Origin of the sequence: Kineococcus sp. NBC_00420 (genome assembly GCF_036021035.1) — a bacterium.
Lineage (GTDB): Bacteria > Actinomycetota > Actinomycetes > Actinomycetales > Kineococcaceae > Kineococcus.
This window is the reverse complement of sequence record NZ_CP107930.1, coordinates 317,093-338,737: the sequence shown is the minus strand read 5'-3', so window position 1 is coordinate 338,737 and position 21,645 is coordinate 317,093. Positions and strand designations below refer to the sequence as shown.

Annotated in this window: 18 protein-coding genes and 3 pseudogenes; 14 read left to right on the top strand and 7 right to left on the bottom strand. The window is 66.7% G+C overall.

Annotation, left to right across the window (positions count from 1 at the left end):
- The first annotated feature begins 76 nt into the window (after nucleotides 1-76).
- The 5 genes from OG218_RS01690 (at nucleotide 77) to OG218_RS01670 (ending at nucleotide 3,135) form a co-directional block, all read left to right on the top strand.
- Complete coding sequence (locus OG218_RS01690) at nucleotides 77-247, top strand: CsbD family protein (RefSeq protein ID WP_328291471.1); 171 nt, start codon at nucleotides 77-79, stop codon at nucleotides 245-247.
- Nucleotides 248-734: 487 nt separating this feature from the next.
- Nucleotides 735-1,004: a GlsB/YeaQ/YmgE family stress response membrane protein gene (locus tag OG218_RS01685; protein WP_328291470.1), complete on the top strand. Its 270-nt coding sequence runs from the start codon at nucleotides 735-737 to the stop codon at nucleotides 1,002-1,004.
- Nucleotides 1,005-1,150: 146 nt separating this feature from the next.
- Nucleotides 1,151-2,077, top strand: coding sequence for a PRC and DUF2382 domain-containing protein (locus OG218_RS01680; RefSeq protein WP_328291469.1), 927 nt, complete (start codon nucleotides 1,151-1,153; stop codon nucleotides 2,075-2,077).
- 36 nt (nucleotides 2,078-2,113) lie between these two features.
- On the top strand, nucleotides 2,114-2,812 hold the full coding sequence (locus OG218_RS01675; protein ID WP_328291468.1) for a YsnF/AvaK domain-containing protein: 699 nt from the start codon (nucleotides 2,114-2,116) through the stop codon (nucleotides 2,810-2,812).
- Nucleotides 2,813-2,922: 110 nt separating this feature from the next.
- On the top strand, nucleotides 2,923-3,135 hold the full coding sequence (locus OG218_RS01670) for a hypothetical protein (RefSeq protein ID WP_328291467.1): 213 nt from the start codon (nucleotides 2,923-2,925) through the stop codon (nucleotides 3,133-3,135).
- Between the two features lie 121 nt (nucleotides 3,136-3,256).
- On the opposite strand, the gene OG218_RS01665 is transcribed toward OG218_RS01670, so the two are convergent.
- A complete protein-coding gene (locus tag OG218_RS01665; protein WP_328291466.1) occupies nucleotides 3,257-4,063 on the bottom strand; it encodes a transposase family protein in 807 nt (268 codons plus the stop codon).
- A gap of 302 nt (nucleotides 4,064-4,365) precedes the next feature.
- Here OG218_RS01665 and OG218_RS01660 point away from each other — a divergent pair, with 302 nt between their 5' ends.
- Nucleotides 4,366-5,190: a hypothetical protein gene (locus OG218_RS01660; RefSeq protein ID WP_328291465.1), complete on the top strand. Its 825-nt coding sequence runs from the start codon at nucleotides 4,366-4,368 to the stop codon at nucleotides 5,188-5,190.
- A complete protein-coding gene (locus OG218_RS01655; protein WP_328291464.1) occupies nucleotides 5,162-6,001 on the top strand; it encodes an MIP family channel protein in 840 nt (279 codons plus the stop codon). The genes OG218_RS01660 and OG218_RS01655 overlap by 29 nt, the downstream gene beginning before the upstream one ends.
- A 16-nt stretch (nucleotides 6,002-6,017) precedes the next feature.
- Here the strand turns inward: OG218_RS01655 and OG218_RS01650 are convergent.
- Together OG218_RS01650 and OG218_RS01645 are read right to left on the bottom strand one after the other, a co-directional pair.
- Nucleotides 6,018-7,309: pseudogene (locus OG218_RS01650) on the bottom strand (ISL3 family transposase).
- Between the two features lie 411 nt (nucleotides 7,310-7,720).
- Nucleotides 7,721-8,800, bottom strand: a complete 1,080-nt coding sequence (locus OG218_RS01645) for a carboxylate-amine ligase (protein ID WP_328291463.1) — start codon at nucleotides 8,798-8,800, stop codon at nucleotides 7,721-7,723.
- Nucleotides 8,801-9,111: 311 nt separating this feature from the next.
- Between OG218_RS01645 and OG218_RS01640 the strand changes: the two genes are divergently transcribed.
- Nucleotides 9,112-10,065: a YihY/virulence factor BrkB family protein gene (locus OG218_RS01640; protein ID WP_328291462.1), complete on the top strand. Its 954-nt coding sequence runs from the start codon at nucleotides 9,112-9,114 to the stop codon at nucleotides 10,063-10,065.
- Nucleotides 10,066-10,281: 216 nt separating this feature from the next.
- On the opposite strand, the gene OG218_RS01635 is transcribed toward OG218_RS01640, so the two are convergent.
- Nucleotides 10,282-10,890, bottom strand: coding sequence for a hypothetical protein (locus OG218_RS01635; protein WP_328291461.1), 609 nt, complete (start codon nucleotides 10,888-10,890; stop codon nucleotides 10,282-10,284).
- A 414-nt stretch (nucleotides 10,891-11,304) separates the two neighbouring features.
- On the opposite strand from OG218_RS01635, the gene OG218_RS01630 reads away from it, so the two are divergent.
- On the top strand, nucleotides 11,305-13,806 hold the full coding sequence (locus tag OG218_RS01630) for a putative bifunctional diguanylate cyclase/phosphodiesterase (RefSeq protein ID WP_328291460.1): 2,502 nt from the start codon (nucleotides 11,305-11,307) through the stop codon (nucleotides 13,804-13,806).
- A 520-nt stretch (nucleotides 13,807-14,326) separates the two neighbouring features.
- On the opposite strand, the gene OG218_RS01625 is transcribed toward OG218_RS01630, so the two are convergent.
- The 3 genes from OG218_RS01625 to OG218_RS01615 form a co-directional block, all read right to left on the bottom strand.
- Nucleotides 14,327-15,178: an HARBI1 family protein gene (locus tag OG218_RS01625; RefSeq protein WP_328291459.1), complete on the bottom strand. Its 852-nt coding sequence runs from the start codon at nucleotides 15,176-15,178 to the stop codon at nucleotides 14,327-14,329.
- Nucleotides 15,179-15,379: 201 nt separating this feature from the next.
- Nucleotides 15,380-15,946, bottom strand: coding sequence for a hypothetical protein (locus OG218_RS01620; RefSeq protein ID WP_328291458.1), 567 nt, complete (start codon nucleotides 15,944-15,946; stop codon nucleotides 15,380-15,382).
- Between the two features lie 262 nt (nucleotides 15,947-16,208).
- Nucleotides 16,209-17,042 carry a carbonic anhydrase gene (locus OG218_RS01615; RefSeq protein ID WP_328291457.1) on the bottom strand — a complete coding sequence of 278 codons (834 nt, stop codon included), beginning with the start codon at nucleotides 17,040-17,042 and terminating at the stop codon, nucleotides 16,209-16,211.
- A 550-nt stretch (nucleotides 17,043-17,592) separates the two neighbouring features.
- On the opposite strand from OG218_RS01615, the gene OG218_RS01610 reads away from it, so the two are divergent.
- The 5 genes and pseudogenes from OG218_RS01610 (at nucleotide 17,593) to OG218_RS01590 (ending at nucleotide 21,586) form a co-directional block, all read left to right on the top strand.
- The gene (locus OG218_RS01610) at nucleotides 17,593-19,101 is read left to right on the top strand and encodes a GAF domain-containing protein (RefSeq protein ID WP_442906445.1); all 1,509 of its coding nucleotides are present in this window, start codon (nucleotides 17,593-17,595) and stop codon (nucleotides 19,099-19,101) included.
- A gap of 73 nt (nucleotides 19,102-19,174) precedes the next feature.
- A complete protein-coding gene (locus OG218_RS01605; protein WP_328291455.1) occupies nucleotides 19,175-19,453 on the top strand; it encodes a hypothetical protein in 279 nt (92 codons plus the stop codon).
- 311 nt (nucleotides 19,454-19,764) lie between these two features.
- Nucleotides 19,765-20,086, top strand: a pseudogene (locus tag OG218_RS01600) (response regulator); the annotation flags it as partial.
- Nucleotides 20,087-20,161: 75 nt separating this feature from the next.
- The gene (locus OG218_RS01595) at nucleotides 20,162-20,383 is read left to right on the top strand and encodes a hypothetical protein (protein ID WP_328291453.1); all 222 of its coding nucleotides are present in this window, start codon (nucleotides 20,162-20,164) and stop codon (nucleotides 20,381-20,383) included.
- A gap of 12 nt (nucleotides 20,384-20,395) precedes the next feature.
- Nucleotides 20,396-21,586, top strand: a pseudogene (locus OG218_RS01590) (IS30 family transposase).
- The last annotated feature ends 59 nt before the right edge of the window (nucleotides 21,587-21,645 follow it).

Sequence of the window (21,645 nt, the reverse complement as noted above, 5' to 3'; positions counted from 1 at the left end):
GCCCAGGTGACTGGATCCATTCGAACTCCGCCGCCCGCTCGGGTGACGGTCGTGCACCACTCTCGTGGAGGACATGATGGGCATCGTCGACAAGGCCAAGAACGCTGCAGAGAAGGCCACCGGTCAGGCCAAGGAGAAGCTCGGTGACGCCCAGGGCGACGAGCAGCTGAAGGCCGAAGGTCAGAGCGAGAAGGTCACGGGCTCGGCCAAGCAGGCCGGGGAGAACGTGAAGGACGCCTTCAAGTAACCCCCGGGACCGGCGGGGCTTTGAAGGCCGGTCTCACGCCTAGTCTGATGGTGAGACTGCAGTCAGGCCCGCTATGAACTGCCCGGCTATGAACTGCCCGGCTATGAACTGCGCAGGACGTGGGTAACGGCCTGCGTCCTGCGTGGTTCCCTACCGGCCAACGCGGCCCGAGAAACCCTTTCACCGTCGTTGGTGTCCTTCACGTCAGGAGCTGTCTCATGTGGGTTCTGTTGTCCGGTGGTCTACGCCGCTGGATCATCTTCTCCCTCGCTGTTCCCGCCGCCGCGGGTTTGCTCGGTGCGCTTGGACGTGGCTCGGAAACCCGCAACGGTTCGACGCAGTTGTCGCGGGGTCTGCAGGGAGCCGGTCGATTGGTCTCGAACCGGGCGCATGCTGGGGATTCGCCGGGGTCGGCGAAGGCTCGTCGTTCGCTGCGCCGCTGGAACAGTTAGGTGAAGTACCCGACCATCTCGAGCACAGGAGCATCATGACCATCGGTGGCATCATCACCGCGATCATCATCGGCGCCGTCATCGGTGCCCTCGCCCGCCTGGTGTTGCCGGGCCGGCAGAACATTTCCATCCTGTTGACCATCATCGTCGGGATCGTCGCTGCCCTCATCGGTACCGCCATCGCGAAACCCCTCGGTGTGGCCGACACTCCTGGTATCGACTGGATCGAGCTGATCCTCCAGGTCGCGGTCGCTGCGGTCGGTGTCACCGTCGTCGCCGGTATCAGCGCCCGCCGCGGACGCTGACCCAGAACGTCAGGACTCAGCACACCGAAGACCAGCACAGCGAAGACCAACACACCGAAGAACCCCGTACGCCGGGTCGTAACCTCCCGGTCAGGTCACCGGCACCAGCCGGTGACCCTCATTCGATGCACCAAGAAGGAAACCTCATGCCCAGCAACTTCAGCGCCGACACCCTCTTCGGTACCACCGTGACCGACAACGATGGCGACAAGATCGGCAAGGTCGACGAGGTCTACCTCGACAACGAGACCGGCCAGCCGGAATGGGTGTCGGTCAAGACCGGGTTCTTCGGCTCCAGCCTCTCCCTGATCCCGCTGGCTCAGGCCAGCATGTCCGGCGACACCCTGAACGTGCCGTTCGAGAAGGCCATGGTGAAGGACGCTCCCCACCACGACCCCGACTCCCAGCTCAGCGAGGCCGATGAGGCTGACCTGTACGCCTACTACGGCATCGCCGACCCGGGCGCCTCCACCCAGACCACCGGCCAGACCACCGGCCAGACCACCGGCCAGACCACCGGCCAGATGGCGGGACAGACGACTGGTCAGACCGGGAGCTACACCGGCACCGACTACGACACCACTGCTACTGGTGGCCAGTACGACACCACCGCGACCCGCGGTGAGGGTTACGACACCTCCGGTGACAACACCGACAACGCGATGACCCGCTCGAAGGAAGAACTGCGCGTCGGCACCGAGACCCGCGAAGCAGGTCGTGCGCGGCTGCGCAAGTACATCACCACCGAGAACGTCTCCCGCACCGTCCCGGTCTCCCACGAAGAGGTCACCATCACCCGCGAGCCCATCACCGACGCCAACCGCGGTGACGCCCTGTCCGGTGGGGACCTGACCGAGGAGGAGCACGAAATTGTGCTCACCGAGGAGCGCGCCGTGGCCGAGAAGGACGTCGTCGCCGTCGAGCGCGTCCAGCTCGGCACCGAAACCGTCCAGGGCACCGAGACCGTCCAGGCCGAGCTCCGTGAAGAGCAGATCGAGCTCGACGCTGACTCCGGCGTCAAGACCGGCACCACCACCGCCGGGACCACGGGCAAGCACGACAAGCGCAAGTGAGCTGACTGTTTCATGACCTCGACGTCAGGACATGACATGGACCCCATAAACATGGACTCCGTGAGCAGGGACTCCGTGAGCAGGGACTCCGTGAGCAGGGACTCCGTGAGCAGGGACTCCGTGAGCAGGGACTCCGTGAGCAGGGACCCCATGAGCAGGGACCCCGTGAGCAGTGACCCCGTGGACCCGAACTCCGGGGAGGTTGACTTCATGAATATCAACTCCATAGACATGAACTCCGCCGATGCCCGTAGTGCCGTGGGTGCGGTCTCGCGCGGAACTTCTGACGTCGAGGTCGTCCTGCACGCGCAACGGTTGCTGATCTCCCGACAGCGGGTAGCCACCGAGCGGGTTCGGTTCGTGAAGCAGATCGTCACCAGCACCCGCACCATTGAAGTCCCGGTCCGCATCGAACAGCTGGTCATCAGTCACGAACCGTTGACTGGTGCCGCAGATGATGGCCTGCGTGACGAGACGGGTAACGGCAGGGCTGGGACGGAGCTCTCGGTGGCAGGTGCGGACGCTTCGGGGTTGGTCATCGTTCTGCACGAGGAGGTTCCTGAGGTCACCATGCGAGTGGTCGCCAAGGAACGAGTCTCGGTAGGGGTGCGGACAGTGAACGGGGAGCAGGTCGTCTCCGCCTCGCTGGGCACTGAGGTTGTGGACGTTGATACCGACGCCCACGTCGCGGGCTCTATCGGCGGCCCTGTCGACGGCCCTATCGAGGACCACTGACGCCTCACACGACGTCAACGCCGAGATCTACACCAGTGGCCTATCCGGCGATGTCTGAATTGTTTTCCCGAAAGTCTGTGGGGGATGACCCCGTCTCTGAGAGGACCATCATGCAGATTCCCAAGGACCAGATCCTGTCCCTGCTCAAGGGGCAGGGAGATGACGACAAGGCCCAGCAGGCCGAGGGTGAACTTCCCGACACGGTCGACACCGACGAGCACGCTGGACTGCTCTCCAAACTGGGTATCAGCCCCGCGGACCTGCTCTCCAAGCTGGGTGGGGGCGGGGCAGCTGGCGGGATCGCCGGCAAGCTCGGCCTCTGAATCCTCCTTCGAAAGGTTTATCTCAGCGTGCTGCGTGAAACCTCCGCACGCTGACACCGCTCGAAGGCACGATGGCGATCGGTCACTGAAGTCATGGTGACGATTGGTCACTGAGCCTTTGTCAGTAACGGTTCTCCATCTGGCTGAGAACGAGGGCCGTGGCAGCGATCGCGGAGATGCGCCGGGGGCAGAGGCTGACGCGACGTAGCGCCCGCCAGCGGGTCTTGAGGTGAGCGATGCCGTGCTCGACGAAAGCACGGGCGGAGTTCACATAGGAGTTCCAGCCCCGAGTTGTTCGATCCAAGACCTGCCCGCCTCGGGGACGTCGGACGGGAACGCGGATGCCGACTCCAGCACCGGTGTACGCCTTGTCGGCCAAGGTGGGGACACCGTCACGAGCAGCGGGATAGAGCGCAGGCAGGGCATGGACACGAGCTGCGGTCAGATCGTGGGTGCAGCCCGGCTCGACCGGCGACACCCACAATGGCCGCCCGTCAGGATCGGTGACGACCTGGACGAGACCGCCGTGCTGGCGGTGCTTTCCGGAGTACCAGCGGTCGCGTCGGCTACCTGGGTCGTGGACGCGGTCGGTGTCGATGAGGGTGCCATCGAGCAGCAGGTGGTCGGTTCCTTTGTTCACGGCTTCGGCAACCACCTCAGGCAGTTCGGGAGCCTGGTCGGCGAGGACGTCCAGGGCTTCGTGCAGGTAGCGGTAGGCGGTCTTCAAGCTGACGGCGTTGTCGCGGGCGAGGTCAGCGACCGCGGCGCGTTGGCGCATGAACCGCAGCAGCAGTACCGCCTGAGCGAAACAGCCAAGCACACGGCGTCCACGGCGGGTGCCGATCCGGATGCGGTGAGCGGACAGCAGGCGGGCGACGGCCTGGGCGAGGTCGCGGGAGACGTCGAGGCTGGCACGATAGGAGAGCACGTAGGGTCCTGACGGGCACGGCGGTTGAGCTTGGTCGCCACCATCGTGACCGGCCAGGCCCTACGTGCCCCAACGCCTCTGCCCCGGGGATGCGGCAGTTGCTCACGCCGCTACTGACAAAGGCTCACTGACTGCAACGCCCCGGACGACATCGATCGTTCGGGGCGTCGCGCGTTCTCCGACTATTCGTGTTTTCCACCGCCGCCAGGCTCGCCTTCCCCGGCCGCCTGCACCCGAGTGTCCATTCCTCCCCCCCCGTATTCATTCCCCGTGTTTGTCCGCACAGCCAGGAGAATTCCGCGATGAGTACACCTACCGGTGACGGCGCCCACGCCGCCAGTGACCGCACCCCTGCCGGTGACGCGAACTTTACCGACCGGCACAACAGCGATCAGAACAGCGCCAGTCAGAACAACGCCGGTCAGAACAATGGCCGCGGCATGAGCACGAACGCCGGCCAGAGTCGCCAGCAGACCGGTGACGACACCCCACAAGTCCTTCACCACAACACCTCTTCCGACACCAGTCATGACACCACCCGTGACGCGATGGATCGTGCATCGGTGGTGAACCGGGAGAAGAACGCCCACGGTGGCGTGAAGGTCGGTTCAGCGTTCTTCGGCTGGCTCACTGCCACCGGTACGGCCGTCCTGCTGACCGCGCTGCTGGCCGCGACCGGCACCGCGATTGGCGTCGCCAGCTCCGGCGGGCTCAACCAGGCCCTGACCGGAGCCCAGGACAGCGCCGGTCAAAACGCTGCGACCATTGGTGTCGCCGGCGCGATCGGGGTGCTCGTGGTGTTGTTGGTGGCTTACTTCTGCGGTGGCTACGTCGCGGGGCGGATGGCTCGCTTCAACGGGGTCAAACAGGGCATCGCGGTGTGGGTGTGGGCGATCGTCATCGCCGTTGTCGTCGCGGTCGCTGCCGCGGTCGCGGGCAGCAAGTTCGATGTTTTGGGGCAGTTGAACAGCTTCCCCCGCATCCCCGTCGATGCCGGCTCGTTGACCACCGGTTCGATCATCGCGTTGGTTGCGGCGGTCGTCGTCGCGTTGCTGGGGGCGATTCTGGGTGGGTTGGCCGGGATGCGGTTCCACCGCCGTGTCGACCGTGCCGGTCTGGGGCGCTGAACGCCGGGTGACGACTCGTCCGAACCCCCCACACAGTTCCCACCACGCGCGGGACGAACCCCATCCGGGGCGCTCCACGACCTCGCAGGAGAGCTTCAGCGATAATCCGAGGGGCTTGCGGGCAGACCGCGCGTCGCGTGGCTTGTTCGGCAGCTCAGCCGGGGAGAACGTCTTGCGTTCTGGCGCGGCGGAACTGCTCGGCACGTTCGTCCTCATCCTCTCCGGCAGTGCGGTGGCGGTGGCCGGTGCGTTGACGAACCCTTCGCTGTATGACCTGCTGGCCATCGTCCTGGCTTTCGGGCTGGCCCTGATGGCTCTGGTCGCGGCGTTGGGTCACGTCTCAGGTTGTCACCTCAATCCTGCGGTGACGTTGGGTCTGGCGGTGACGGGGAAGTTCCCGTGGCGTGCGGTCCCTGTGTACGTCGTCGCTCAGCTGCTGGGAGCGGTGCTGGCCTCGTTGGCAACGTGGGCGGCCTACAGCGGTCGCGGGCACCAGGTCATCAACTTCTCCACGACGATCCCGGCCCCGGGGGTCTCGAGCGGACGGGCGTTCTTCGTGGAGGCGTTGGTCACCTTCGTCCTGGTCCTGGTGGTCATCTCGGTAGCCACTGATGATCGGGTGCCGGCGGCGGCAGCGCCGTTGGCGGTGGGTGCGGCCTTGGCGGTGTGCATCTTCGTCGCCGCTCCCGTCACCGGTGGGGCGGTGAACCCGGCCCGGGCTTTCGGCCCGGCGCTGGTGTCGGGCAACCTGCATGCACTGTGGCTGTATCTGATCGCTCCGGTAGTGGGTGGGGTTTTTGGGCTCTCCTGACACATGTGTGAAGCCGTCACCGGCCTCCCCGCCCCGGTAGCGGCGGGCAGAACCCACCCAACGCCAGCATCGCCAACCCCACCAACGGTGCCGAAGAGTGGAACCCGAACGCCACCCGCGTCAGGACCCGGATCTTCGTGTTCATCGACTCCACCAACCCATTCGAGAGGCCATGCTCGAACGTCGCCTCGATCGCCGGCCGGTGCCTGATGATGTTGCGCGAGAGAGCCACAAACGCCGGGATCCGACACCGCCGGGCCCACCCGATCCACCGATCCAACGCCTGGCTCGCCGCGCCCGGACCGTCCTGACGGGCGATCCGGAAAACCATCCGCAGACCCTCCTTCAACAGGTACGCCCGATGCAGGCGCGGATCCGTCCGCGCGATCCATCCCAACTGCGCCGCCTGGTTCTCGCTCAAGTCTTCAGGGTTCCTCCACAACGCCCACCGCGCCCCCTTCAGCGACCGCGCACCCCCGGTCGCCGCCGGCGCTCTACCCAGCGATCGGTCACGACCAACCGCGCCTCGAGCCCGGTTCCACGAACCCCGACGCTCCTCGTCCAACGCCTTGCTCGCCCACTGCACGACATGGAACGGATCAGCACAGCGCACCGCGTTCGCACACCGCTGCGCCACAACCGTCGCGATCCAGTTCGCACCGTCGGCGGAGACGTGCGTGATCGACGCCGACCGCTCGGGACCGAGTGCGTCGAAGAACCCCCGCAGCGTCTCCTTGTCCCGACCCGGCGCGGCCCACACCAACCGCCCGGTGTCGTGATCCACCACGACGGTCAGGTACTTGTGGCCGCGTTTGTAGGAGATCTCATCGATGCCGATCCGAGCCAGCCCCGCGAACCGGTCCGCCCCTGTCAATGCGCCCGCCGTGACCCGCTCGACGATCACCCCAACCGTCCGCCACGCCACCCGCATCAACTGCGCACAGCTGATCGGGACGTGTGAACCGCCAGCCACGCGACCTGCTCGTCAAAGGCGAGAGTGTGACCGGCGTCGTGACGAGCCCACGGCACGGCAGCCACCACCACTCCATGCCTTCGGCACTGGACCCGCGGCGCTGCCGCTTGGACGAACGCGCGCACACTGCCCACGTCCAGCGCCCGCCACCGCCGGACTCCGCGCCCGGCATCGAAGCGGCGGCACGGCCGCCGACACCGCCCGCACCGGTTAGCGGCGCGCTTAGGCACCCGCACCGACACGACGAGCACCCCGGCGTCCTCGTCGAGCTCGACGTCTTCGACGACGGCCTGCTGCAGTCCGAGCAGCTCAACCCATATCCTGGCTCCGCGCACGCCGTTCTCCCGTGGTGACGATCATGATCTCGACAATCAGGACCGTAGCCACCAGGACGGCGTGCGCCCTGCATCTCAGCTGCTCAGAGGCGTCGGGACAGCCAATCTGAGCTCATACATGTGTCACAAGAGCCGGAAAAGAAGTAATACGTCTTTCCGTGACCACGCTCCAGTCGTCGTCGTTCGGCGTTGGATTCCCGTCGCCAAGGGATATCCGTCGGTGACGGGTAGAGCCCGCTCTGCCACCGCAGCACGAGGAAGCTGGTCAAGAAGCCCTCCCGGGCTCGTTCACTCCGACTCCCCGCAGCCAGGAGCGCTCACTGGGAGGCGTCAATGTTCGGCGCGAGGAGGGTATGAGTAGCGCGGGGTGGAGTGGGGAACGCTGGAATGGGAACGCCAGAGTGAGACCGGTCAGGTTGACCGGGTCAGCTCGACCGCTTGAGTGATCATCTCGGCTGGGCCAAGAGCGTCGGCGGTGTTGCGTTGCCAGTCGGCACCGGTGCCGCGCTGATGCACCTGTGCGAGGCCAGCGGCGACGAAGTCGTCGTCGCTGGCGTCGCGCAGGGCAGGGCTGATGTGGTCCAGGAGCGCGATGACCACGTCGGCTGCCGGGGCAGGTCGTCCAGTGTGCGGGGAGATGAGGACGCCGCCGAGTCCGTCGTGTGCCGCGCGCCAGGAGGCGGCGCGCAGCTCAGCGACGGAGACGTCGGGGACGGGATGGCCGTCGGAGGCTTCGCGGGCTGCGGTCTCGACCAGGGCGCGGGTGAGGGCGGCGAGCAGGACGGCGTCACGGGCGCGTAGGCAGACATCGGCGACGCGGATCTCGACGGTGGGTTGGGTGGCTGAGATGCGGGCGTCGAAGTAGAGCTGGCCGGGGTCGAGAGGGACACCGGTGGCCAGCAGCCGCGCGGTGTGGGTGTCGTAGCCGGCGGCATCGCCGAAGGTTTCGGTGGGGCCGGCGGTGGGCCAGCGATCCCACACTTGGGCGCGGTAGGAGGCGTAGCCGCTGTCTTGGCCTTGCCAGTAGGGAGAGTTGGTGGACAGGGCCAGCAGGACGGCGGTCCAGGGGCGGATCCTGTCCAGCACGGCGGCGGCCTCGTCGCGGTCGGGGACTTCGACGTGGATGTGGCAGCCGCAGGTCAGTTGCTCGCGGGCCAGGAGGCCGTACTCCTGGCTGAGTCGTTCGTAGCGGGCGCCGGGGGTGAGGTCGGGGGTGGTGGGGAGGGGGTGTGTGGCCAGGGCGAGCAGTCGGGTGCCTTGCTTTTCAGCGAGAGCTGCAGTCCGCGTTCGACGGCTAGTGAGGTCGGCGAGGACGTCGCTGAGGTCAGTGTGGGGGTCGGTGCCGGTCTCGACCTGCTGACGTTGCAGTTCGGTCTGTTCCTCTGCTGCGGCGGCGATGTCGGGGCCGTTGCGGCGAGATTGTCCGGTGGTGGGGTCTACGAGTAGGAATTCTTCTTCGATGCCGATGCGTCGCTTCACAGGGATGATCATGTGTGGGGGATGGTGATGTTGCCTGATCGGATAGCTACTTGTCAGCAGACGGCTGCCCCTACGGTGTCGATGTCCTGCCAGCGGCGAGATGGTGGCATCGCGCAGTACGGGATGACGTTCAGCTTCCGGCGAACCGCCTCGCGCTGCTGGTGCCTCCTACGCTGAGCGGCGTTGAGAGTGTTCAGTGTGTAGACCCAGCTCGGCATGGTCAGGGGGCGGATCACCTCTGAAGCAAAGATCCTGTAGCCATGAGCCGGGCCATGCGACGTGATCAACCTTCTGAGCACCACGGTAGAGCGCACGAACGTGGGGTGGACGGAGGGGGAGAGCGAGGCGAGAATGCCGACTCCCCGCAGCAGATCCCCGCGAAGGGGTGGCTCGCGGTGACGAAACGGGCGTGGGGGGAGGCCAAGGACGACCAGGTGCCGCTGCTGGCGGCCGGGGTCGCCTTCAAGGCCTTCCTCGCGATCTTCCCGGCGCTCACCGCGGCGTTCCTGATCTGGGGGATCTTCGGCAACACCCAGACGATCGTCGACCAGATCAACGGGATCAGCGCCATCCCGACTGAGGCTCGCGACCTGGTGGTCAAGCAGGTCCAGACCGTCGCCTCCGGCAAGTCCGCGGCCGGCATCACCGCGATCGTCGCCGTCCTCCTGGCCCTGTGGAGCGCCTCCAGCGGCGTCGAGAACCTCATGGCGGCGACCAACACCGCCTACGACGAGAAGGAGACGCGCGGGTTCCTCAAGCGCAAGGGCACGGCTCTGGTGCTCACGATCGGAGCCATCGTCTTCATGCTGCTGGCGATCGCTTTCATCGGCGTCGCCCCCGTCCTGGTCGACGCCCTCGGGGCGAGCGGCGCGGTGAGCATCGTCGTGAACGTGCTGCGCTGGGTGCTGTTGCTCGCTCTGATCCTCATCGCCCTTGGCGTCGCCTACCGCGTCGCCCCCGACCGCGACTCGCCCCGCGTCAAGTGGGTCTCGGTCGGTGCGGGGGTCGCCACGGTCCTCTGGCTCATCGTCTCGGCGGGGTTCTCGATCTACGTCTCCACCGCCGGGCAGTCGTCCTACGCCAAGAACTACGGGTCGATGGCCGGGGTCGTCGTCCTGCTTATGTGGCTGTGGCTGACGAGCTACGCGATCCTGCTTGGGGCCGAGGTCAACGCGGAGGCGGAGAAGCAGACCGACAAGGACACCACCGTCGGCCCGGAGCAGCCCATGGGCTCGCGCGACGCCGTGGCGGCCGACCGCAAACCCGATGACCGGTGATCTCATCGCTGTTGGGTGAGGGAGTCTTCTGCTGGTGGCGGATACGCCCACACCGAGATGTCTTACGGGTGGAGCCGGCGTGCCCGCCTTCGCCTGGGTCTGTTCGCGCGGGCGGAAGGTGAGGGCGATGACGTCAGCCAACGCCTTCACGTCGCCGCCCGAGCCGGACAGGGGCTCATCGGGGCGCGGGAGAAGAAGTCGAAAACGGCGCTGACCTCACCGCGCTGCACCACTGGGAAGCTGAAACGGGAACGGGTGCCCGCCCGCGCCGCCGCGCGTCCTCGTTCGCAGGGTTACTGTGGCTGGTCCAGAGCATCGACGTTGTCGATGAATACCGGGCCCACCCCGGCCCAGCGCAGCACCGCAGGAAGTCACTCCGTCAGAGTTGTCGCCCGGGTCGACGAAGCGCGCGGTCAGTGCCTCGAACTCCTCGCCCAGCGATCCGGCCTGGGTGGTGGCACGCCATCCCTGCCCACCCGCCGCAGGCGCCCAAGAGGAGGCGTAGTCCATGCCGAACGCGACGCGCACGACCTCCAGCAACGGACGCAGGTCGTCGCCGGGGTGATCCAGCAGATCTTGCAAGGTAGCGACCACTTCCGACAGCGCTCGGGCGTCAGCACCCGAGCCCGAGTCTGGGGACGGTTCGGTACTCCTGTCTCGACCGCGTCTGAACACCATCCCCAAGACCCCCTCGCTGAGACCAGTGACGCCGCCGATGCCGTGACCGATGCCGTGACTCATGTTGTGACTGATGTCGTGTCCCTTCGGCCTCACCTCGACCAGCACGAGAAACGGGAAGACACCGGGGACCGACCGGGGCAGCATCGGGTGCTCCGCATTCGGCTTGAGGCCGTCGCCATCGAGGGGTGCAAGGGGTGCAAGGGGTGCAAGGGGTGCAAGGTGCTGACTGAGGTGCTGGCTGCTGGTTCCCCGAAAAGAGAGACCGCTGGGCCCAAGGAGGACTCAAGAACGTTGCGGCCGTGCCGAAACTTCCAGGAAGAGCGATGGCAGCGGGCGGAGCCTGCTGTCGATCACGCTGCGGCCTCGCGCCAAGCAGCTCGCTGCGGCAACGGCATCTAGCCCTCTGCAAGGGAGCGCCCAGATGAGCGCCTGGCCTCCCGCTGAGCGCTCTCAACGGTATGACGGGAGGGGCCAAGGGTGAAGGCGCATGCAGTGCGTAGCGCTCGGCTGGCGCGGCTGATCTCACCGGCCCTAGTCCTCGCACCAGTGGTAGCGCCGGTGCTGCTGCTGGCGCTGCTGGCGGTGGTCCCGGCCGGCCGAGCGGAGACATCGCTGTACCTGGCCGGCATGTTGGCAGCCTTGACAGCGCTGGCGGTACGTGTGGTGGTGGTACCGGCCGGGCGGGGTGTGTGGGCCCTGTTGGCCGCCGGCGCTGCGGTGCTACTGGGAGGACAGGCCCTCCTACTCGACGCCTCTGACGGCTCCTCTCAGGTGCTACCCAGTGCCGTGCAGGAGCACGCAGTGTGGGCTCTGGCCGGTCTCGGTGCATACCCGCTGCTCTACGCCGCGCAGATGGCGCTGCTGCGTCAGCGGGTGCAGCGTCTGCTGCCCAGCGCCTGGCTGGACGGGGTCATCACCACGGTGCTGCTGATGGCATTGGCCCAGGCATTCGTTGTCCCTGACCTGCAGGCCCGCACCGGCTTGGGAACGCTGGCCGCCAGTGCGCTGGTGGGGCGGATCGCGCTGGATCTGTTGATGCTGTCCTTCGCGCTGGCCAACGCCGCCATGGTCGGCTGGCGCAGTGATCGGCGCCTGGGGTTGGTGGCGGCGGCGTTCGCGCTGCTGCTGCTGGCTGATGTGGCCGGGGTCGGACGCTTGACTGGTCTCCTGGTGCATCCGCTGCTGGGTAATCCGCTGGTGGGACCGAGCGTCGACGCTGCTCGCTTCGCCGCCTTGGTGCTGCTGACCAGCGCGTCCTGGCGTCGACCGGCCCCACCCACCCAGGTGGTGGCCGAGGGGTGGCCGGTGCTGCTGGCCCCCACCCTGGCGCTGCTGGGCAGTGTGACGCTGCTGGGGGTTCACTTGCGTACCCCGCTGCCTGCTCTGGCCGCTGAGTTGAGCCTACTTACGATCCTGCTGATCGGGATCAAGGTGCTGGTCGTCTTCCGCGAGGTGCTGCGCCTGGCTGATAGTCACCGCCTGGCGCTGAGCGATGAGCTGACGGGACTGGCCAACCGCCGCGCCCTGCTGCAGCGGCTGTCCACCCTCAGCATTGACCGCGCCGGTGCTGAGCACGCAGACAGGCGTGCAGTCGTCGGGCGTAGCGGGCCACAGTCAGCGGGTGCTCTGCTGGTGATCGACCTGGATCACTTCAAGGACGTCAACGACAGCCTGGGGCACCAGTACGGCGATGACCTGCTGCGTCAGGTCGCGACCCGCATGGCCGCGGTGCTGCCTCCGGCGGCTTTGCTGGCCCGGCTGGGCGGTGATGAGTTCGCTGTGCTCGTGCCGGAGGTGGGTCTGGGGCAGGGCGAGCGGATCGCTGAGCGGCTGCTGCAGACGCTGGGTGCTCCCTTTCCCCTGGGAGCGCTGAGTGCCCACGTGGGCGCCAGCATCGGCATCGCCGTCTGGCCCTTCACCTGCCTCGGCCCCGGGACCGGCTCCGGTTTCGGTTTCGCCCCGCCAGCCGAACAGCAGGGGCGCGACGATGCGGGCGATGATTCACCCGATGGCTTGAGCGATGACTCACAGCACGAGGTGGGGGCTGAGCTGCTGCGCCGGGCCGACGCGGCGATGTACACCGCCAAACGCGCCGGTGGGGGAACCGCACGCTACGACGAGGCCACCGGTCAGGCCGCGCGCCAGCGCCTGCAGCGGGTGGAGCAGCTGCGTACTGGTATTACCGGCGGTGAGCTGATCGCCTATTACCAACCCCAGGTCGATGTCCGCACCGGAGCGGTGGTGGGCATGGAGGCGCTGGTGCGCTGGGCGCACCCGCAGCTGGGGGTCCTGGCGCCGGTGCACTTTGTGGAATTGGCCGAAGCGCACGGGCTGATGAGTGAGCTGACCACGGTGGTCCTGAGCCAAGCCGTGCAGCAGACGGCCGCCTGGCACGCCGCAGGTTTCCCGCTGCGCATCGCGGTGAACCTCGCCACCAGCTGCCTGGTCAACCCCGACCTGGTGCCGTTGGTCGACCAGGTCCTCGCCGATAGCGGCCTTCCGGCCACCGCGCTGGTGCTGGAGATCACCGAGACCACCCTGATGAGCGACCCGGACACCAGCCGGGCCACGATCGAGGACCTGCTGCGGCGTGGCGTGGCGGTGAGCATCGATGACTATGGCACCGGGTATTCCTCACTGGCCTATCTGCAGGACCTGTCCGCGGTGGAGCTGAAACTGGACCGTGCCTTCACACTGCGCCTAGCCAGTGAAAACCCCGCCGGTGGCACGGCAGGTAATTCAGCGGGTGGGGTCGGTGTGGAGGGGGGGCGTACCGCCGCGATTATCGCCGGCACCGTCGAGCTGGCTCACAGCCTGGGCATGCGACTACTGGTTGAAGGAGTGGAAGACGTCGCCACCCTGCAGCGCTTGAGCGAGCTTGGGGTGGATGAGACGCAGGGCTACCACCACGCCCGTCCGATGCCCGCCGCTGAGGTGTTGCCCTGGCTAAATGTGCATCAGCGGCAGCGGCGCACGACTGCCTCCGCGATCCCGCAGAAGCGGACCGACGGCCGCGTTGTGCTGCAGGAACAACCAGCACCTGCACCTGAAGTAGTATAAATAACGTCACGTTTGTGCCTACTCCAATGCTTAGCGGTAGGTAAAGATATGACGAGTAGTTGTAATCAGGACGACCAAGATCGGTTGTGAGACGCGGTGGGGGGAGCAGCCCGAGTACGGCTCCTTGCCGAACGGTATGGCTCGACGGAGCTCCACCTCACCAGCGGCGGGAGCCTGCGAAGGCAGCTGATGGTGTGGCTGACCCCGGCTCACCACAGCGTTTTGCGGCGCGTTGCACGGCGCGTTGCACGGTGCGGTAGCCGGTAGAGCGGCCGACTTTGAACAGCTCGGCCCGATCATCCGGGGAGTGCTTACCGCTGGCGTGCACGATGACGAGGTGGGGTTTTGGCGGGGTCTGAGTTTTGGGGACTCTTCACGATCGAGGTGTAGCGGCCGAAGGAGTCGGCAGCGGAGGCGGCCGACGTGACCTGCTGTGTGACTTGTTCGAGTCCGACGAGGAGGAAAGTCAGCGTGGCGGAAAGTGAGCTCTTCTCAGTAGCGGCGTGACGGTCACGGATCGTCACGTCGTGCGGTCGTGCTCGAGGTGCAGGACGACCATGACGGCGGCGGCGATCACCCCGATGCGCCGGGGGCAGAGGGTCACCTTCTGCAGGGCCCGGTAGTTCTTCAGCCAGGCGTTGCCCTGCTCCGCGCGGGCACGGATGTGGGCGTGAACGAGGTTGAACTGCCGCTCGTCGTCGGTGAGTTCCCGATCCTTGAGGGTTTTGTGCGGACAGGTGAGGAGGCGTCGTTCGCCTTCATAGCCCAGGTCGGCGAGGACCTTGTGGCCGGCGACAGTGAACTCCTCCAACGCGGAAAGCAGGTCGTGATGGTCTCTGGCGCAGCTGGTGTCGTGCTCGCGACCGGGACGGACCGGCGACACCCAGAGCGGCCACCCGTCAGGAGCGGTGAGCACTTGGACGTTGCCGCCGTGGCGGTGGTGCTTGCCTGACCACCAGAGATCAACTCGCTGACGGTGACGTCCCTTGGTCGTGGTGCTCGGGCCGGGGACACCGACGCGGTTGGTGGTGATGAGGGTGCCATCGAGGTTGACGTGGGTGTGGCCGGCGGCGTGCGCGGCGAGCAGCGCCGGGCGCAGGCGCGGGGCCTGTGCGGCGAGGACGTCGAGGCCTTCATGGAGGTAGCGGTAGCAGGTTGACACCCCGATCCCGTTGTCCCGGGCCAGGTTCACGGTCCGGGTCGCATCCAGTAGGAAGCGGCAGATCAGGATCGCGTGGGCGAAGACGCCGAGAGCCCGGCGTCCGGTCCGGGTGCCTAGGTGGAGGCGATGTCTTTGCAGGAGAGTCGCGATGTGCTGGACAGTGGCCCGGGAAGTGGGCAGCGCAGCGGTGTAGGTGACAAGATCAGGCACGGTGGAGCTCCGGTGGCGCAGGTTGCTGTGAGAAGCCCTCCGTCTACCGGAGTTCCACCCCTACCCACCGCACTTGGTGATCTTGGGCGTGTCGAGCTGCACCGCACCGTCGTCACCGAACGTGACCGTCACGCCGCTACTGAGAAAAGCTCAGTGCCCCGGCTCCGCGCATCATGCTCTGGTCCGGTTAGCGGTCGACGCTCAGCGGTTGAGAGACTTCAGTGCCGCGACGTAGGCGTCCGCAACCCTGAGGACGTCGAGCACGGCCTCGACGGTGACCTCAGCTACGGGCGCGTCCCACCACACGTCCTCGGTGACCCCGCGGCTCAGTTCCCCACATCGCCGGGCCTCTCCAACGCTGAGTTCCCCGGTGTGGGTGAGGGTGTTCAGCACACCGCGCAGCGCGCGACCACCCGCTCCCTGCTGCGGCGATAGCACTGCGGCGGCGGCGTCGAGCCAGGCGTGCTCGTCGTCGGGCAACGTCTCGACCTCGTGGGCGAGGAGAGAATAGAGGAACGTGTGGGCGGCCCACCAGGTGGGGTGGACTTGCTCGTGGTCGTCGAAGGGGAGGGCCAGCGCCCGCGTCACCAGCCGCTCCTGATCACCACAGCCAAGCGCGATGAAGGCCTTACCAAGGAGGTTCTCCGCTGACGCTTGCAGCCGGCGGCTCTCATCAGCCCCTTCGGCGCTGCCGAGGGTGGCTAAGCCGAAGGCGCTGTCGGGTAGGCCGAAGGCGTTGGCGGATAGGTCGGGGAGGAACTCGCTCACGGACGGAAGGTTAGCGGGGCGGCGTCCAGCTACCCAGGAGGTCGCGCAGCCCGATGAGGTCGACCTCCCGGTCGGCGGTGAACCCCGTGAGCTGGTGGAGAGCTGGCGGAGGCCGAAGTCGGAGCGTTAGCCCCGGTGATTCACCAAAAAGACTGGGTGGGAGATTGACGGGGCGTGCAGGCGGTCAACGTCGACGCCGCCAGTGTCGTTGCCAACGATGCCACCGTCGCGTACCCAGGTTCGACGCCTTCGAGCTTCGACGTCACCGTTGTCCACTTCGCGTGGTTTCCAGACCGGCGCTTCGCGCGGTGGGGGCCGGGCGGCGGGCAGGCACGGGAACGACGACGCCGGTGGTCAGTTCGTAGGTGGCGGCCATGACACCGACACGAGTGTGGAAGACCGCTTCGCTCAAAACGGTGGAACGCTGCTGGAGCTGTTCGAGGGTGGCGGCGGCGTGCCACCGGGCCAGGTCGTGGCCCTCGGTGAAGCCGGCGTGGTGGGCGGCGGTGATGTTGAGGCTGAGACGCTCCACCAGGCCGCGGATATGGCCCCCGGGGATCGCGCCACCGGTAACAGCCTGCGCTGCAGCGGCAACAGCTCCGCAGCCCTGGTGGCCCATCACCAGTACCAGGTCGACACCGAGGATGCTGACGGCGTACTCCAGGGACCCCAGGACGGTGTCATCGAGCGCGTGTCCGGCGGTGCGGACGACGAATAGGTCACCCAGGCCTTGGTCGAAGACGAGTTCGGCGGGGACGCGGGAGTCCGCGCAGGACAGGATCATCGCGAACGGGGTCTGCCCGGAGACCAGGTCGGCGCGACGTTGCACCCCCCGTCCCAGGCCGGCGTCGCTGTCTCCCGCGATCCAGCGACGGTTACCTTCCTGCAGGCGGAGCCAGGCCGCGGCGCGCTGGTCACGGGTTTGGGAAGTGACCTGAGCATTGACCTGGTCGGTTGCCCGGCCGGCTACCTGGTCAACTACCGGATCAGCTACTCGGTCGCGGGTCTGGTGGCGCGCGTCGTGCGTTGTGGGGGAGGAAGCGTGAACCGGGTATTGCGCGGTGGTGCGTGCGGTGGGTGTCCAGGGGAGGTCCATGAGCTTCTTCCATCGAGGTGCGGGAGGTGCCTTAGGGTCGTCGGTGCTGCGGGGAGGGTGGTTGAGCGCTGAACGGTGCGTAACGCCCGTTCGCAGCAACGATGACGTCTGCGGCCGCGTGTGGACCCCGCGCACCATCGGAGACCCAGGACGGGGGGTTCTGCTGAGTTCTAGTCAGTTCTAGTCAGTTCTAGTCAGTTCGCGTGAGTTTCTTGTGAGTTCTAGACAGTGGCCCATGGCCGTGCGTGATCACCGCGCCGAATGGATGGCGTGCGGGCTCACCCACACGGTGGTTGTGGATGCGTCCCAGGGAGTGAACGGTTCACGAACCGTTCAAGGAGAAGGACCGTTCTCCCGAGTGCTTGAAGGATCCACTACCTGGTGGGGCGTGTCAGCCGAAGGGACCCCGAGACCCGTGTTCAGGAACTCCGCAGCGACGACGTCGCGAGGAACCGCCGATGCGAGCACCCGAAAGAAGACGTCCGGGAAGGCGGCGGTGATCGCTGACCTGACCCGCCACGCGGCTGACAGTGACGCCGACGTCGCGGCGATGACGGAGGTCGTACGCGCGTTGGCGACGGTCACCACCCCGGGCGAGGCGGTGCGGGTCGCGTTGGAGACGGTGCGCGAACGCTTCGGCTGGGCCTACGGCTCCTACTGGACCCTCGACCCATCCGGTGAGCGGGGCCACCGCCGTGAGGCAGGTGTCCTGCGCTTCGCGCAGGAGTCGGGGACCGCGGGTGCTGAGTTCCGCGAGGTCACCCTGACTGCGTCCTTCGCTGAGGGTGTCGGGCTCTCGGGACGGGCGTGGCGTTCGCGTGAGCTGGTCTTCGTCGCGGACCTGGCCCAGATGACCGACTGCGTCCGGGCACCCGCGGCGCAGCGGGCCGGGGTGAAGTCCGGGGTGTGCTTCCCCATCATCGAGCACGGCCAGGTCGTGGCGACGATGGACTTCTTCACCACCGAGGAACTTGACCCTTCTCCGGGCCGGTTGGACGCCCTGCGCGCGGTCGGCGTGCTGGTGTCGGGGGCGTTGGAACGTGTCCACGAGCAGGTCCGCCAGGAGAAGGCCGCTCAGGACGTCGATGCCGTCTCCACCGTCATCCGGGAACTGACCACCGCTGCGGATGAGCAGAGCGCGCTGCGGACCGCGTTGGAGACGATCCGCCGTGACTTCGACTGGCAGTACGGATCGTTTTGGCGACTGGATGAATCCGATGCGCGGACACCTGTGTTGCGCTTCGAGTTGGAGTCGGGGGATGCGGGGGAGGAGTTCCGCCGGGTCACGCTCTCGGCGTCCTTCGCCAAGGGCGTCGGTCTCTCGGGTCGGACTTGGGCGAAGCAGGACTTCATGTTCGTCGAGGACCTCGGGGAGATGACCGACTGTGTCCGCGCTCCCGCGGCGCAGCGGGCGGGGGTGAAGTCAGGAGTCTGCCTGCCGGTGCTGGTCGGTGGGCGCCTGGTCGGGACGATGGACTTCTTCGCCACCCGGACCTTGATCATGTCGAGTAGTCGGGAGAGCGCGTTGCGCAACACTGCGTTCCTCGTGGGACAGGCGATGGAGCGTTTCGCTGCTGAGACCCGTCTGCACCAGGCGGGTGGGGAGTTGCTGTCCTCGATCGCGGAGGTGGAGCGCAACGTGACTTCCGCGGCTGAGGTCGCTGCTCAGGGGGAGTCGTTGACGCAGGAGGCCAACAGTCAGGTCGCGGCGCTGGGGCAGGCCAGCTCGGAGATCGATGATGTGGTGCGGGCGATCCAGTCGATCGCGGCGCAGACGAAGCTGCTGGCGTTGAACGCCACGATCGAGGCGGCGCGGGCGGGGGAGGCGGGTAAGGGGTTCGCGGTCGTGGCTGGTGAGGTGAAGGAGCTTTCGAGTCAGACCGAGCGTGCTACTGATGACGTGAGCCGGAAGGTCGCGACCATTCAGGATCGGGTGCAGGCGGTGGTGACGTCGTTGAGTGGGATTCATTCGGCGGTGGAGGAGATCAACCAGCGTCAGTCGTTGATCGCTGGGGTGCTCACGGAGCAGGAAGCCACGACCCGCGCCGTCCTCGCCTGATATCGAAATGGCGGCCGTTGAGTCATTGGAAAGTAGCAGAAGGCAGTAGAAGGTAATGGAGAGTGGTCACGAGATGAAGACAGTCCTCTCGATCGAGACGGCCCGTCCGGTCGCGATCCATGAGCTGAACGACTTCTTCGCCGGCTTCAGCGCCCGCGTTCCGGGGTGCTTCGTGTCTCAGGGGCCGAGTAGTCGGGGACGGGTCAGCGCGGTCATCCTCTCCAATCGTCCGATCCGGCTGGAGATCGCTGAGGAGGTGCTGGAGTCCTTTCCGCGTTTGTGTGACGCGATCACCGGCCTGGCGTTGCAGGAGAGCGTTCCCCGACGTCCGCGGATCCCCGCCCCGGCGTAGCGGTTGCCCGGCGCTTCAGGGTCGGCGCCCCAGGGCTGTGGACCGGGGTACCGGGTCCTTATGACCAAGGCCGCGCCGTGGCGGGTCTCTACGCAGCAGCTGCCGCCACGCCTTGTATCGTCCGGCGCCGGCGCCGGCGCCGGCGCCGCGACGCCATCGTGTGCGAGGGGTCAACGCCGGTGTCGTGGTCAGCGTCACGACGTGCTCGCGGTAGAGCGATGAACCCCGATGGCCGAGCACGATCTGGTTATTCGCGAGACGTCAAAGTTGAGTCCATCACGAAAGCTTTGGTTGTCAACGACAGTCGCGTCATGCGACAGATCGTCATCCGCACGCTGCGGCAGGCGGGCTACGACTGGGTCGAGGTCGTCCAGGCCGAGAACGACAAGGAGGGGTTCGACCAGGTTCGCAAGGAGAACCCCGACATCGTCCTCTCGGACTGGAACATGCCCGAGGCGTCCGGTTACGAAATGCTGCAGAACTACGCGGTTCCGGGATCGACGTGCCGTTCGGCTTCCTGCCTCGGAGGGTTCGGAGTAGATGCGGGAGAAGGCGGCCGCCGCCGGTGCCCTGTTCCTCATCGCCAAGCCCCTCACCCTTGAGGCGTTCGCCGCGGCGCTGGTCCCCGTCCTGGGTGGCGACGCGGGTTCTGGGGCGGGTTCGGGCACGTCCGAGGCCTCCGTCGTGCCGTCGATTGCTTAGGGCGAGGTGAAGTTCGAGATCAACCGGTTGCTCTCGAACCTGGCCATCCGCAACCTGCTCTCGGACCTGCTCAACCGTGACGTCGAGCTCTTCGAGGGGCACCCGCTGCCCGTCGGTGGTGCCCCGGGCTCGCTCGTCGGCCTCTACGTCGACGACCACCTGAAGTCCAAGGCGGTGATCTCAAGGGGTCAGCGCAACACCCATGGGATGATCTTGCTTGGTCGTTGAGGGGAGTTGAGCATGTCCGGTGTTCTCGCCACGGCGCAGAAGCAGCTGGCGATCCGGCTGCGCGCCCATGGCTTCTCGCTGGGGGGATCGCCCGCCAGTCGGCTGCACCCCAACTGCGGTGGGGTTGATGGGCCGGGAGAAACGCCACCTGGGCGGGGTGGAGGATCCGTGGACACCGCGTGCGGGTCGTCTCTCGATCGATGAGCGCGAGCAGCTCCGGATCGGTGTGCGAGCCAAGGAATCGTGCCATGCAATCGCAGCGGGACTGGGTCGTTCCCCTTCGACGGTGTCGCGGGAGGTCAACGCGAACGGTGGCCGTGAGGCATATCGGGCCTGGGATGGGAACGTCCGTGCCCATGAGCAGCCCCGTGAGCAGGCCCGTGAGCAGGCCCGTGAGCAGGCCGCCCAAGGCGTTCAAGCTCATCGCGGGGCCGCTGCTGGTGGAAGTCGCCTCGCGGTTGCAGCAATGGCGGCCACTGCAGGAGATCGTCGGGCGGCTGCGGCGTGACTTCCCCGATGATGAGCAGATGCAGGTCAGCCACGAGACGATCTACCAGTCCCTCTTCGTCCAAGGCCGAGGCGAGTTGCGCCGTGAACTGGTGCGATACCTACGATCGGGGCGGACCCGGCGCAAGACCCGAGGACGAGTGGAAGTACGCGGACGTATCCCGGGAATGGTGATGATCTCTCAACGCCCACCCGAGGTCGAGGACCGCGCTGTGCCGGGACACTGGGAGGGGGACCTGATCATGGGAGCCGGCAGTCGCAGCGCGGTGGGGACCTTGGTTGAGCGTTTCACCCGTTACGTCATGTTGTTGCCGTTGGGGGCGGACAAGTCCGCGATCACAGTTGAGGCGAGGCGGGAGGCCATCACGGCGTTGCCTGCTCACCTGGCCCGCAGCGTCACCTGGGATCAGGGTGCGGAGATGGCTGCGCACGCGAAGTTCACCCTCGCCACCGATATCCCGGTCTACTTCTGCGACCCGCACTCGCCCTGGCAGCGGGGTAGCGAGGCAGCGAGGCAGCGGGGCAGTCACGAGAACACGAACGGGTTGTTGCGCCAGTACCTGCCCAAGGGTATTGACCTGAGCGACGTTACCCGGAGAGGAACTGCTCGCAATTCAGGACTCCCTCAACGGTCGTCCCCGCAAGACTCTGCCGTTCATGACACCATCGGAGAAGCTCACGGAACTGTTGCGCTGACCCCTTGAGACAGCCCACCCTGTGGGTGCGATCACGTTATCTACAACGATGAACCCAGG

Excerpts from the sequence above, each read along its gene's own strand:
- OG218_RS01660 (WP_328291465.1), top strand. The coding sequence starts at position 4,366 with ATGAGTACACCTACCGGTGACGGCGCCCACGCCGCCAGTGACCGCACC.
- OG218_RS01605 (WP_328291455.1), top strand. The coding sequence starts at position 19,175 with ATGAAGACAGTCCTCTCGATCGAGACGGCCCGTCCGGTCGCGATCCAT.
- OG218_RS01680 (WP_328291469.1), top strand. The coding sequence starts at position 1,151 with ATGCCCAGCAACTTCAGCGCCGACACCCTCTTCGGTACCACCGTGACC.
- OG218_RS01615 (WP_328291457.1), bottom strand. The coding sequence starts at position 17,042 with ATGGACCTCCCCTGGACACCCACCGCACGCACCACCGCGCAATACCCG.
- OG218_RS01675 (WP_328291468.1), top strand. The coding sequence starts at position 2,114 with ATGGACCCCATAAACATGGACTCCGTGAGCAGGGACTCCGTGAGCAGG.
- OG218_RS01610 (WP_442906445.1), top strand. The coding sequence starts at position 17,593 with ATGACGGAGGTCGTACGCGCGTTGGCGACGGTCACCACCCCGGGCGAG.
- OG218_RS01645 (WP_328291463.1), bottom strand. The coding sequence starts at position 8,800 with ATGATCATCCCTGTGAAGCGACGCATCGGCATCGAAGAAGAATTCCTA.
- OG218_RS01635 (WP_328291461.1), bottom strand. The coding sequence starts at position 10,890 with ATGCTGCCCCGGTCGGTCCCCGGTGTCTTCCCGTTTCTCGTGCTGGTC.
- OG218_RS01690 (WP_328291471.1), top strand. The coding sequence starts at position 77 with ATGGGCATCGTCGACAAGGCCAAGAACGCTGCAGAGAAGGCCACCGGT.
- OG218_RS01670 (WP_328291467.1), top strand. The coding sequence starts at position 2,923 with ATGCAGATTCCCAAGGACCAGATCCTGTCCCTGCTCAAGGGGCAGGGA.
- OG218_RS01685 (WP_328291470.1), top strand. The coding sequence starts at position 735 with ATGACCATCGGTGGCATCATCACCGCGATCATCATCGGCGCCGTCATC.